A 12,738-nucleotide genomic window follows, 5' to 3' on the forward strand; every position below is an offset into this window, starting at 1 on the left:
TCAGACGGGCTGCTGTGGTGGCAAGCCCGCTCGCCACAACGGCATTGAGCTGGTAGCGTTGCCGCCACTGAAGACTTCGCGGGAAAACGCTACTGATGCAGTTGGGCAGATGGATACACACCAGCGCGATGCTGGTTGGCTTGAGCTTTTTACTGGGCGGCTGCGCGAGTGTTTCGCAGACTTCCAACTCCCTTGATCAACTGCTGGCCGACCCGACGCTGCACGGCGCCACGGTTTCGCTGACGGTGCGTGACGCGCGCAGTGGCGCCACACTTTATCAGCACAACCCGCGCACGCGTCTGGTCCCCGCGTCCAATCTGAAGCTGCTGACCACGGCAGCGGCGATGGACGTGCTGGGGCCGCAATACCGGTTCTCCACGCAACTGCTGAGCAATGGCATACGCCAGGGCGATCGCCTGACGGGCAACTTGTACCTGCGAGGCCTCGGCGACCCGACGATTCAGTTCGCCGACTACCAGGCCCTGGCCGCGCAACTGGCCAGCCAGGGCGTGCGCCAAGTGCAGGGCGACATCGTGTTCGACGACACCTGGTTTGACGCCGAGCGGCTCGGTGTCGACTGGTCCCACGATGATGAAACCACCTACTATGGCGCGCAGATTTCGGCGCTGACGGTGTCACCCAATGCGGATTTTGATGCGGGCAGCGTGCTGGTCACGGCCAAGGCGCCAGCGCGTGTCGGCCAGCCAGTGAGCGTCGAGATCTTTCCGCCCACCGATTACCTGCAATTGAGCAACCGCGCGGTCAGTGGGCCGGGCAACACCTACGGGATCAACCGCCGCCATGGCACCAATCTTCTGCAGCTCAGCGGTGCGGTGGCGCCGGGCAGGCAGAGCCCGCAACTGATCAGCGTGTGGGAGCCGACGCAACTGGTGGCCAATCTGTTTGAACAGGCCCTCAAACAGCAGGGCATTACCGTGCTTGGGCGTCGAGTGGTGGGGGCTGCAACCCCTGCCGGCGTGACCGTGCTGGCCGAGCATCAATCGGCGCCGTTGCAGGAGTTGATCACGCCGCTGCTCAAACTTTCGAACAACAACATGTCTGAAGCCTTGCTCAAGGCCATGGGCCGTCAGACCGCCAACAGCGGCACGGCGGCGGCGGGTGTGGTGGCAGTCGCCGGTTTCCTCAAGCGTCAGGGCCTGGATACCGCGGCGCTGCACCAAGTCGACGGCTCCGGGCTGTCGCGGCAGAACCTGGTGTCGTCGCAAACCCTCACCGACCTGCTGCTGGCCGCGCGCAAACAGCCGTGGTTCAACGCCTGGTACAACGCGCTGCCGATTGCCGGCAACACTGACCGCATGACCGGCGGCAGCCTGAGCTATCGCTTGCGCGGCACGCCGGCTGAAAACAACCTGCATGCCAAAACCGGCTCCATGGGCGGTGTCTCGTCATTGAGCGGCTACATCACCGACGCCCATGGGCGCACGTTGGTGTTCTCGATGTTGAGCAATAACTATGTGGTGGCCGGCGCGCAGGTCAAGGCGCTGGAGAACCGCGTGGCCGTGGCCCTGTCACGCTGGGACGATTGATTCAGGGCTGATAGCCCATCCGCCAACTCACGGCCCGGGTCGCCGCCAGCAAGCGTTGCGCCGCCGGGCCATCTTCATCGGCGTGGAACAGTGAGGTCGGGCCGACCACGGTCATCACGGCCGCCACCTGGCCGACCGCGTTGAATACCGGCGCCGACAACGCGTCGACGCCGGGCATCAGCAAGCCGTGCACAAAGTGCAGGCCACGGCTGCGGATCTGCTCGCACGCGGTGGCGTAAGCCTGATCGTCCGCCAAGGCATGGGCGACACCGGCCTGAATCTCGCGCTCGCGCAATTCCACGGTTTCCCGCGACGGCAGATAAGCGCTGAACACCAGCCCGGTGGACGAGCTGAGCAGCGGCAACACCGAACCCAGCTGCGTCACCACCGTGATCGCGCGCACTGCCGGCTCGATGTGCACGACGGTCGCGCCCTGGTTGCCCCACACCGCCAGAAAGCAGGTTTCATTCAATTCATCGCGCAGTTCCGCCAGGGGCAGGGCGCCGACTTTCAGCACATCCATGCTGCCCAGCGCGGCCAGCCCCACGCGCAACGCCTCGCGACCCAGGCCGTAGTGGTTGGTGGCGGTGTTCTGTTCAGCAAAGCCCGAGGCGATCAACGCCTGTAAATAGCGGTGGACCTTGCTCGCCGGCATCTGCACATGCTCGGCCAGGCGCGACAGCGACGTGGCCGGCGACAGTTCGGCGAGGGCCTTGAGGATATCGGTGCCCACTTCGGCCGAGCGGACTTTCTGTTTACCGGTGTCGCGGGGCTTTTCCATGGAGGAGCGAGAATCCGAGAGGGGGAATGGGCGTCTTTATAGCTTGACGGTCGACAGTGATCAAATTACGTTATGCGTAACTGGATTACGATAAAAACAACTTCCGCTCAGAGGATGATCCATGAACCTCGAATACCAATCGGGCTTTGGCAATCAATTCGCCAGCGAAGCCCTGCCTGGCGCGCTGCCCGTCGGCCAGAACTCCCCGCAAAAAGCCCCGTACGGCCTGTACACCGAACTGTTCTCCGGCACGGCCTTTACCATGGCGCGCAGCGAAGCCCGTCGCACCTGGCTGTACCGCATTCAGCCGTCGGCCAATCACCCGGCGTTCGTCAAGCTTGAGCGGCAACTGGCCGGTGGGCCGTTGGGCGCAGTGACGCCCAACCGCTTGCGCTGGAACCCTCTGGATATTCCGAGTGAGCCCACCGATTTCATCGACGGCCTGGTGGGCATGGTTGCCAACGCCGGGTCGCAACAACCGTCTGGCATCAGCATCTACACGTACCGCGCCAATCGCTCGATGGAGCGCGTGTTCTTCAACGCCGACGGTGAACTGTTGATCGTCCCCGAGCAGGGCCGCCTGCGCATCGCCACCGAATTGGGCGTGCTGGACGTGGAGCCGCTGGAAATTGTCGTACTGCCGCGTGGCCTGAAATTTCGCGTCGAACTGCTGGATGCCCAAGCACGCGGCTACATCGCAGAAAACCACGGCGCGCCGCTGCGCCTGCCGGACCTTGGCCCGATCGGCAGCAACGGCCTGGCCAACCCGCGTGACTTCCTCGCGCCGGTTGCCCACTACGAAGACCTCAAAAAGCCGACAACGCTGGTGCAGAAATTTCTCGGCGAACTGTGGGCCTGCGAACTCGATCACTCACCGCTCAACGTGGTCGCCTGGCACGGTAATAACGTGCCGTACAAATACGACCTGCGCCGGTTCAACACTATCGGCACGGTGAGTTTCGATCACCCTGACCCGTCGATTTTCACCGTATTGACCTCGCCCACCAGCGTGCACGGCCTGGCCAACCTCGACTTCGTCATCTTCCCGCCGCGCTGGATGGTGGCCGAGAATACCTTCCGGCCGCCGTGGTTCCACCGCAACCTTATGAACGAATACATGGGCCTGATCCAGGGCGCCTACGACGCCAAGGCCGAAGGCTTCCTGCCCGGCGGCGCCTCGCTGCACAGCTGCATGAGCGCCCACGGCCCGGACGGTGAAACCTGCACCAAGGCGATCAATGTCGAGCTGGCGCCGCACAAGATCGATAACACCATGGCCTTCATGTTCGAGACCAGCCAAGTGCTGCGCCCCACACAGTTCGCCCTGGAATGCTCGCAACTGCAACCCGCTTACGACGCGTGCTGGGCCTCACTGCCTGCCACCTTCAACCCGAACCGGAGATAACCCATGACTCAACCAACGCTAGCCCGCAGCTGGGTGGCCTCCGCCAACGGTCACCAGGACTTTCCCCTGCAGAACCTGCCGCTGGGCGTGTTCAGTATCAACGGCTCGGCACCGCGCAGTGGCGTGGCGATTGGCGACTGCATTCTCGACCTGCACGCGGCCCTGGATGAGTTTGACGGCGAAGCCCGCCGCGCGGTGGAGGCGACTGTCGGCGGCCAGTTGAATGCGTTTTTCGAGCTTGGCCGTGGCCCGCGTTTGGCCTTGCGCGAACGCCTGCTGGAACTGCTTGCCGAAGGCAGCAAATTGCAAACCCGTGAGGCGCAAGTGCTGCACTTGGCCGCTGATTGTCAGATGCACTTGCCGGCAAAAATCAGTGACTACACCGACTTCTATGTCGGCATCGAACACGCGCAGAACGTCGGCAAGCTGTTCCGTCCCGACAATCCTCTGCTGCCCAACTACAAATACGTGCCGATCGGTTATCACGGCCGTGCCTCGACCATTCGCCCGTCCGGCACCGAGGTGCGCCGCCCTAAAGGCCAAACGCTGCCGGCCGGCCAGACCGAGCCAACGTTTGGCCCTTGCGCGCGCCTGGATTACGAACTGGAACTGGGCATCTGGATCGGCCAGGGCAATGCCATGGGCGACGCGATCGCGATTGGCGATGCGGCCGAGCATATCGCCGGTTTCTGCCTGCTCAATGACTGGTCGGCGCGCGACATCCAGGCCTGGGAATACCAGCCACTGGGCCCGTTCCTGTCGAAAAGTTTCATCACCAGCATTTCGCCCTGGGTGGTGACGGCCGAAGCATTGGAGCCGTTCCGCAAAGCCCAGCCGGCACGCCCCGAGGGCGATCCGCAACCGCTGCCGTACCTGCTGGATAAGCGTGACCAGGCCGCAGGCGGTTTCGACATTGAGTTGGAAGTGCTGCTGACCACCGCCGCGATGCGCGAGCAAAACCTGCCGGCCCATCGCCTGACCCTGAGCAACACCCAGCACATGTACTGGACTGTGGCGCAGATGGTTGCGCACCACAGCGTCAACGGTTGCCAATTGCAGGCCGGTGATCTGTTTGGTTCGGGCACCTTGTCTGGCCCGCAGCCGGGGCAGTTTGGCAGCCTGCTGGAGATTACCGAAGGCGGTAAAAAGCCGATTGAACTGGCCTCGGGCGAGGTCCGTAAGTTTCTCGAAGACGGCGACGAAATCATCCTGCGCGCGCGGTGCAGTCGCGAAGGGTTTGCCTCCATCGGGTTCGGCGAATGCCGTGGCACCGTCGTCGCGGCGCGTTAAGAGGGCAGGGCGATGGAACTCTACACTTACTACCGCTCCACTTCGTCATACCGCGTGCGTATCGCCCTGGCGCTCAAGGGGCTGGACGTCACCGCAGTGCCGGTCAACTTGCTGGTGCCGCCGGGCGGTGCCAATCGCCAGCCGGACTACCTGGCGATCAACCCGCAGGGCCGCGTGCCGGCGTTGCGTACGGACGAAGGTGATCTGTTGATTCAGTCGCCGGCAATCATCGAGTACCTGGAGGAACGTTATCCACAGGCGCCGCTGCTTTCCAAAGACCTGGCCACGCGCGCCCATGAGCGCGCAGTGGCGTCCATCATCGGCTGCGATATTCACCCGCTGCACAACTCCAGTACCCAGAACCTGTTGCGCAAGTGGGGGCACGATGAGGCGCAATTGCTGGAGTGGATCGGGCATTGGATCAGCCAGGGCCTGGGCGCGGTGGAGCAGCTGATTGGCGATAAAGGCTTTTGCTTTGGCGAACAGCCGGGGATGGCGGATGCGTTTTTGATTCCGCAGTTGTATGCGGCGGAGCGTTTCAAAGTGCCGCTGGCGGCGTACCCGCGCATTGCGCGCGTGGCGGCGTTGGCGGCGCAGCATCCGGCATTTGTGCAGGCGCACCCGGCTAACCAACCCGACACCCCGGACACACCCTAAATCAATGTGGGAGCGGGCTTGCCTGCGATAGCGCAGTGTCAGCCAGTGATGGCGCACATGACAGGCCGTCATCGCAGGCAAGCCAGCTCCCACGGTTGATCAGCGTTACCCTTATAAAAATAATAGGTACCTTGCGATGCACAATCAGATTGCCAGCTTTCGTGCGGCACTCGACACCCGTCCGGTGTCGCGCTATCAGTGGTTGATCCTCGTGTTGCTGGCGTTGCTGCTGGTCACCGATGGCTACGATGCCCAGGTACTGGGTTATGTGGTGCCGGCATTGGCTAAGGATTGGGGCCTGGAAAAAGCCGCGTTCGGCCCGGTGTTCAGCGCCAACCTGCTGGGCCTGACGCTCGGCTCGCTGTTGGTGACGCCATTGGCGGACCGCTTCGGCGTGCGCCGCATCCTACTCGGCTGTGTGCTGATCTACGCTACTCTCACGGTGCTGATGGTGTTTGCCAATTCCCTGACCACGTTGATGGCCGCGCGGTTTATCTGCGGCATCGGCATGGGCGGCGCGATGCCGAGTGCCATGGCGCTGATGTCGGACTATTCGCCCCCGCGTATGCGCACCTTGATGGTGACGCTGGCCGCGTGTGGCTTTTCGTTTGGCGGCGCAGCCGGTGGTTTTGTCGCCGCCGGGTTTATCGAAGGCTACGGCTGGCAGGCGGTGTTCCTGGCGGGCGGCGTGACGCCGTTGCTGCTGTTTCCTTTCCTGGTGTGGCTGTTGCCGGAATCCCTGCCGCGTCTGTTACGCGATGCACCGCCGTATGCGCGCTTGCGTACAGTTACCGCGCGCATGCTGCCGGGGTGGCAACCGCCGCTGGCGAGTGAAGCGCAGAACCTTCAGGAGCAGGGCAGCAAACTGACGGTGGCGGAGCTGTTTCGCAACGGCTACGCGCGCCCGACCGTGCTGATCTGGGCAACCTTTTTCGTCAGCCTGATCCTGCTGTATTTCATGATCAGTTGGCTGCCGTCGTTGTTGCTGGAAAGCGGCCTGCAATTGAAGCAAGCCAATCTGGTGACCTCGATGTTCCTGTTTGCCGGCACCTTGGGCGCCATCGGCATGGCCTGGTTTGCCGATCGCTTGAAGAGCAAAGTGCGGCTGTTGTCCGGCGTGTTGGCCGCCGCTGCGGTGTGCACCATCCTGCTCGGCCTGAATCACGATAACCCGCGTTATCTGGTGGCCTGTGTGTTTGCGGCCGGGTTCTGCATTATCGGTGGGCAACTGACCCTCAATGCTTTCGCCAGTAATTTCTACCCGGCACACGTGCGCGCCACGGGCACCGGCTGGGCATTGGGCGTGGGGCGATTTGGGTCAATCCTGGGGCCGCTGTTTGGCAGCATGCTGTTGGCCATGCATATTCCGGTGCAGCAGATTTTCTTCTTCTGCGCGATTCCGGCGGTGATTGCGGCGTTGTTGATCATTCAGGTGCGTTCGCCTGGATCAGCTGCGGCGAAGGGGCCACTCCACAGCGATATTCTCAAAGCACCGGCCAAGCACTGATCTTGTTGGCTTGGCAGACTTTGTAGCGAGCTGGCGTGTTGTTGCGAGCGGGCTTGGCGTGGCGAGCGGGCTTGCCCCGCGTTGGGCTGCGAAGCGGCCCCAAAAACCTGCCACCGCGGTTTGTCTGGAGAGATGCGGTGACTGTATTGGGGCTGCTGCGCAGCCCAACGCGGGGCAAGCCCGCTCGCCACGACAAGCCATACGAACCGGAGTAACCCGTTCAATGCACCACTGAATTGGGCGGCAAGTGCCCCAGCCGCTCGGTCAGGCGCAGGCGCTGGATCGGGTCTTCGCTGAGCAACAACGCGTGCTCCAGGTCGAAGCGTTCGGCGCTGGGGCAATCCAGGCGCTGGTACAGGCTGGCCCGGGCCAGGTAATCGGCGGCACTAGCATTGCCCAATTCCAGCACGCGCTCGGCGTCGATTAAGGCGGCCAGCGGGTTGTCGTTGGAGAGGTGCAGTTGGCGCAGGTTGCGTGACAAACGTTGCAGGATCGAGCGCGGCTCGGCGGTGAGCAAGTGGTCGGCCTGTAACTTGAGGTTCGGGCCGTACTGGCGGTGCAGCAACTCACGGCAATCATTGGGGTACAGACGTCGCCCGCCGCATGGGTCCAGCAGGTGATCGGCACCGGGCACGCGCAGCAGGAAATGCCCCGGGAAATTCACACCGACCATCGGAATGTCCAGGCGCCGGGCCATCTCCAGCGCGATCAAGCCCATCGCCAACGGCTGCCCGCGTTTACGCTGCAGCACCTTATCGAGAAGGGCCGCGGCGGGGCGCAATGGGGTGAAGTCATCCTGAGCGAAGCCCAGGTCATTCATGCGCCGCAGCAGCGGCTGGCCGAGTTCATCCGCCGGCAACAGGGGCATGCCCACGCTGACCTGTTGTTGCAGCAGGGTCAGCGCTTGCAGGATCAGCAGCGGCTGTACGGCCGGGTCGTGTTCGGCAGCAATCCACAGCGCGGCTTCAAACAGCGCTGGGGGTGAACGGTCCAGGCAGGCGAAAAAGGCTGTGCGGGGATTCATTGCGTTCTCCGGCGGATGCCCCCGTTTTAGCCTTGCTGCGAATTTTCGTCCAGTGACTTAAGAAATATCCGGCCTGCTTATGTCGCGGGATCTGTGAATTGAGTCGGCTTATTCCAGCGCACTTCGGCAGTTTCCTACCGTCAGCCTATACTTGGGCCTCTACCAGAAGTGATTCGGGAGCTTGACGATGTTTGCTCTCATGCACAGCACCCGCCTTGAATCGCTGCACCTGAGCGTCGATCCGGTGACCGGGCTGAAGGCGATCATAGCCATTCACAACAGCCGCCTGGGCCCTGCCTTGGGTGGTTGTCGCTACCTGTCTTACCCCGACGATGAAAGTGCCGTGGCCGATGCCGCGCGCCTGGCCCAAGGCATGAGCTACAAGGCCGCCCTGGCCGGTTTGCCGGTGGGCGGCGGCACGGCAGTCATCATCCGCCCCGTACACGTGGAAAGCCGCGCAGCGTTGTTTGAAGCGTTTGGCCGTTGCATCGAAAAGCTCGACGGCCGCTTCATCACCTCCATCGACAGCGGCACTTCGGTGGCGGACATGGATTGCATCGCCCAGCACACCCGCTTCGTCACCAGCACCACTGCCGCGGGCGACCCGGCGCCGCATGCGGCCATGGGCGTGTTCACCGGCATCCGCGCCGCCGCCATGGCCCGGCTGGGCAGTGACAACCTGGAAGGTTTGCGCGTGGCCGTCCAGGGCTTGGGCAATGTCGGTTACGCCCTGGCCGAGCAACTGCACGCGGCCGGCGCCGAATTGCTGGTCAGCGATATCGATAACGGCAAGGTGCAACTGGCGATGGAGCAGCTCGGCGCGCACCCCATCGCCAATGACGCCCTGCTCAGCACGCCGTGCGACATTCTCGCGCCTTGCGGCGTCGGCGCCGTGTTCAATCGACACAGCGTCGGCCAGCTTCGCTGCGCCGCCGTGGCGGGTTCGGCCAGCGCGCAGCTGACCACCTTGGACATCGCCGACCAGTTGGAAGGGCGCGGCATCCTTTACGCGCCGGACTACGTGATCAATTCCGGCGGCCTGATCTACGTCGCCCTCAAACATAGCGGCGCCGAGTTGCCGGGCATCACCGCGCACCTGGCGAACATCGGCACGCGCCTGACGGAAATCTTCGCCCACGCCCAAGCCGAGAAACGCTCGCCTGCCCGGGTGGCAGATGAGCTGGCCGAACGCTTGCTGTACCCATAATCGGGCATTAAAAAGGCCCTGAATCAATGACTCAGGGCCTGTTCAATTCGGGCTTTATTCTGCCGTTGGGTTCAGCAACTCGGACAATGCGTCCGGTTGGCTCTTGAACGCCTTGGCAAATACATCGCGGTTCTTCGCCATGTAGATCCCGGCTTCTTCCACCTGCTGCTCGCTCAGGGACGGCACGGCTTTTTGCAACACTTCTGCCAGCAACTCAGCGAGTTCAAGCATTTTGTCATGACGGTCAGCTTCGGCTTTATCCATGAACAAACGCTCCAGATCTCGGCTGCTGCGGTATACCACTTCGACGGCCATTCACCACCTCACATGCCTTCACGATAGTTGTCTTTTGCGACTACTGTATTTATATACAGCGAAAAGGGTAAGCCAAACCACGGGGTTTGGGTAGCAGTTTTTTAATGTAGCCGGGAAATAGGCATAGAGCACTGCCGCGAGGCGCTCGTGTTTGAGGTTATCACCTTACCTGTGACGACCTTGTGCCTCATATCACGCGGCCACCATCTCAACTTCTAGTGTCTGGCCTTTTTTCTGCATGCAGAACAACCGTCACGTCCAACCCGCATTATCCGGTCGAGCCGACCTAAGGAAGCATCATCGTGAAAATCAACTGGGCCGAAAAACTGCGCCAGAACGTCCATGGGCTGGCTGAGTCGCTGGGTAATTTGTTTGTCGAGACATTCCACTACCTGGCGCTGTTCGCCATTGGTGCGGTGACCGCCTGGGCGGCGGTGATGGAATTTCTGCGGATGCTGGAAACCGGGCACATCAAGATCGATGACATTTTGCTGCTGTTCATCTACCTGGAATTGGGTGCGATGGTCGGGATTTATTTTAAGACGAAGGTATACGTTACTAACATTTCTCGTAGTGGTCGCCAGATTCTTACAAGCCCTGATAACGTTGGGGCTTGGTGTGCATGACCTGCCGCTGATTCGCCGTGTGGTTGGCTTGATTCGCTCAATTTCTGAACAGTGGTGGTTACGATGACGCAAGAAGTGAAATGGGCTGAAAGCCTGCGCAAAAAGCTGCATGGCGGTGCTGATTCGATTGGCAATTTATTCGTAGAAACCTTCCACTACCTAGCGCTTTTCGCAATTGGATTAATTACAGTTTGGGCTGGAGTGTCTACATTTATAGGTATGCTTCAACAGCCGAAAATAACAATTGATGATATTTTACTGTTGTTTATCTATCTTGAGCTTTTGGCTATGGCGGGTATATATTTTAAAACAAATCATATGCCCTTACGTTTTCTTTTATATATTGGTGTTACGGCACTGATTCGATTATTGATAAGTGATGTTTCTCATCATAATGCACCCGATACCGGGATTCTTTATGTGTGCGGTGGTGTGTTGCTGCTGGCAATTTCGATTTTGGTGGTTAGGTATTCATCTTCGAAGTATCCCTCTGTAAAAGAAAAACAGATTGAATGAGTTGTTTTGAATGGTATGCGAGATTCGCCGTTTTGAATATTGGAGCCGGTTGATATTTGGCAAATAAAAGCCACTTGCACGATTTGCTTCGTCAAACTCTCATCTGTCAAAGATAAATTTGACTCCTAAAGCTAGAGTTGTCCGGGGGTAGTTAATGCGCAACCAGTTAAGTAGTTGCGCATCATTTTTATAGCGCGCCGAAAATGGAATGTTCTAGCTCTAAGAACGAGGTTGAGTTTGTTGGGAAAACTTTTGCTACTTCAAGTTTGAATTTTTCAGGGTTGATGCTGGTGTTGATACCGCAAATGGCTTTAATTCGATTCCAGAGGTCCTTAACGCTTTGGTCTTGTATGTTGGATACAAGCTTGTCATACGAGTCTTCATCAAATAGGAGGCTGTTTTTTTCGCAATAGTGTGTTAGCACGTCTTTGCTGAAAATATAATTCTCGATCTCCCAGCGATTTAGCATTCGGTGGTGGTCACCGTTGGTGCTTAAATATATTTCCCTTTGCTCGGCTGATACGCCTCTTCCAGAGCCGGAATCTCTATCTTTAAGTAATAATATTTCCAGGTCTGGAAGTGCTTTCGACAGAATTGCAATAGCTATATCACTTCGTTGATCTAATTCAGTGTTGCCGCCGCTCGAAATGAACAATGTATCCGGATATTTTTCGTTAAAAATACTGTTGTAAGCTTGGGCATCCATTCCGCGTTCTATGCCGCCGGATCCTGGGCTGTCTCGACCCTCGCAATAAATGATACGTTTGGGGCTTAAAAGGTGGGTAAGATCATCTAGCGCTACTCCAAAAATTTTCCGCCACATCGCCGAAGTTTTAGGTGCCGGGGTGAGAGTTTTTGGTTGAGATGCGAGATTGTCGTTTTCATCAAAATAGATTATTTGACACTCACTTTTGATCTCTTCCTGAAGGGCTCGCATAAAACCTATGCTATGAGTCGTGATCCAGATTTGACAGTTTTTTCCCACCAGACGGTTTATCTCAATGAGAAGATTTCTCTGTATTGCTGTATTTATGTGAAGCTCTGGTTCATCAAGTAGAAAGATAGTATCGTTGTAGTCGTCTTGCCTCAAATACAAATCTAGAAGAATATCAATTACTTCTTTTTCGCCAGACGAAAGCACGTCAAACGGAAAAGGCTTTGTGGAATCCTTTTTTATAAAAAACAGCGTTCCTTGAGAGCTTTCGACGTTTCCAATATTGTCAATTTCAAGGCTAAGACAGTTTCGAATTGATTTGTTTAATTCTTCTATTATTTGCTCTTTTGCTTCGCTGGGTCGGCAGTTTTTTTCGTTCAGATATTTATTGTATCTGATATTCAATCTGCGATAGTTTTCTTCCATCTTATCATCGAGATCTGATGCAGAAGTGGCGCCGTAGTTGTTAAGGCGTATCTCAGAAACTGCTCTTGTCTCAGTTATATTTAGACTGCTGTTGTACCTGTACGGACTTCTAAATGAAAAAATAGTATTTTCTGCGCCGGGTCGCTTTCCGCGGATGGTAGGGTAGTCACCGTCAGTGAAGTCAATTGCAATGCTTTGATAGTTGAAGGAGGGATCGGAATTCATAGAGTGATATAAATGGTTTTTGGCGGATTTGTTACCAAGTTGGCCGTATGCATTGTTTAGGAAAAGCATGCCATCGAGAACGCTACTTTTACCACTACCGTTAGCCCCTACTAGAGCAATAATTCGGGAGGGCGACTCTCCAAGGTCTATAGTTAAGTCATAGAAGCGTTTGTAACCGTTAAACAGACGTAGTTTTTTTATTCGCATTTTTTATCTGAATCCATTCCATTATTTACGAGTTCGTAAGATGGAAAATAACACGAATGAAGATGGTGGCG

At 58.2% G+C, this 12,738-nt stretch carries 11 protein-coding genes and 1 pseudogene; 8 read left to right on the forward strand and 4 right to left on the reverse strand.

Features of this window, described 5'->3' with window-relative positions; genetic code table 11:
* The first annotated feature begins 95 nt into the window (after positions 1 to 95).
* Entirely contained in the window at positions 96 to 1,547 is a 1,452-nt protein-coding gene (gene dacB, locus ABWL43_RS05205; protein WP_404487015.1) for a D-alanyl-D-alanine carboxypeptidase/D-alanyl-D-alanine-endopeptidase, read from the forward strand.
* Between the two features lies 1 nt (position 1,548).
* Here dacB and ABWL43_RS05210 read toward each other — a convergent pair whose 3' ends face one another.
* A complete protein-coding gene (locus ABWL43_RS05210; protein ID WP_242194558.1) occupies positions 1,549 to 2,328 on the reverse strand; it encodes an IclR family transcriptional regulator in 780 nt (259 codons plus the stop codon).
* A gap of 121 nt (positions 2,329 to 2,449) precedes the next feature.
* On the opposite strand from ABWL43_RS05210, the gene hmgA reads away from it, so the two are divergent.
* From hmgA to ABWL43_RS05230, 4 genes are all read left to right on the forward strand, one after another.
* Positions 2,450 to 3,733: a homogentisate 1,2-dioxygenase gene (hmgA, locus tag ABWL43_RS05215; protein ID WP_262210601.1), complete on the forward strand. Its 1,284-nt coding sequence runs from the start codon at positions 2,450 to 2,452 to the stop codon at positions 3,731 to 3,733.
* Between the two features lie 3 nt (positions 3,734 to 3,736).
* Positions 3,737 to 5,023, forward strand: a complete 1,287-nt coding sequence (gene fahA, locus ABWL43_RS05220) for a fumarylacetoacetase (RefSeq protein WP_369300926.1) — start codon at positions 3,737 to 3,739, stop codon at positions 5,021 to 5,023.
* Positions 5,024 to 5,035: 12 nt separating this feature from the next.
* A complete protein-coding gene (gene maiA / locus ABWL43_RS05225) occupies positions 5,036 to 5,680 on the forward strand; it encodes a maleylacetoacetate isomerase (protein WP_242194552.1) in 645 nt (214 codons plus the stop codon).
* A gap of 136 nt (positions 5,681 to 5,816) precedes the next feature.
* Complete coding sequence (locus ABWL43_RS05230) at positions 5,817 to 7,187, forward strand: MFS transporter (protein ID WP_404487018.1); 1,371 nt, start codon at positions 5,817 to 5,819, stop codon at positions 7,185 to 7,187.
* A 220-nt stretch (positions 7,188 to 7,407) separates the two neighbouring features.
* On the opposite strand, the gene ABWL43_RS05235 is transcribed toward ABWL43_RS05230, so the two are convergent.
* On the reverse strand, positions 7,408 to 8,211 hold the full coding sequence (locus tag ABWL43_RS05235) for a SirB1 family protein (RefSeq protein WP_262210595.1): 804 nt from the start codon (positions 8,209 to 8,211) through the stop codon (positions 7,408 to 7,410).
* A 187-nt stretch (positions 8,212 to 8,398) separates the two neighbouring features.
* Between ABWL43_RS05235 and ABWL43_RS05240 the strand changes: the two genes are divergently transcribed.
* On the forward strand, positions 8,399 to 9,418 hold the full coding sequence (locus tag ABWL43_RS05240) for a Glu/Leu/Phe/Val dehydrogenase dimerization domain-containing protein (RefSeq protein ID WP_145161336.1): 1,020 nt from the start codon (positions 8,399 to 8,401) through the stop codon (positions 9,416 to 9,418).
* A 54-nt stretch (positions 9,419 to 9,472) separates the two neighbouring features.
* Here ABWL43_RS05240 and ABWL43_RS05245 read toward each other — a convergent pair whose 3' ends face one another.
* Complete coding sequence (locus tag ABWL43_RS05245; RefSeq protein WP_016974596.1) at positions 9,473 to 9,733, reverse strand: YebG family protein; 261 nt, start codon at positions 9,731 to 9,733, stop codon at positions 9,473 to 9,475.
* 302 nt (positions 9,734 to 10,035) lie between these two features.
* On the opposite strand from ABWL43_RS05245, the pseudogene ABWL43_RS05250 reads away from it, so the two are divergent.
* Both ABWL43_RS05250 and ABWL43_RS05255 read left to right on the forward strand, forming a co-directional pair.
* Positions 10,036 to 10,278 (forward strand): annotated as a pseudogene (locus ABWL43_RS05250) (phosphate-starvation-inducible PsiE family protein); the annotation flags it as partial.
* 144 nt (positions 10,279 to 10,422) lie between these two features.
* Positions 10,423 to 10,875 carry a phosphate-starvation-inducible protein PsiE gene (locus tag ABWL43_RS05255; protein ID WP_262210593.1) on the forward strand — a complete coding sequence of 151 codons (453 nt, stop codon included), beginning with the start codon at positions 10,423 to 10,425 and terminating at the stop codon, positions 10,873 to 10,875.
* 187 nt (positions 10,876 to 11,062) lie between these two features.
* Here the strand turns inward: ABWL43_RS05255 and ABWL43_RS05260 are convergent, their stop codons facing one another.
* The gene (locus ABWL43_RS05260; RefSeq protein WP_262210592.1) at positions 11,063 to 12,667 is read right to left on the reverse strand and encodes an AAA family ATPase; all 1,605 of its coding nucleotides are present in this window, start codon (positions 12,665 to 12,667) and stop codon (positions 11,063 to 11,065) included.
* Between the last annotated feature and the right edge of the window lie 71 nt (positions 12,668 to 12,738).

Origin of the sequence: Pseudomonas sp. HT11 (assembly GCF_044875395.1) — a bacterium.
GTDB lineage: Bacteria > Pseudomonadota > Gammaproteobacteria > Pseudomonadales > Pseudomonadaceae > Aquipseudomonas.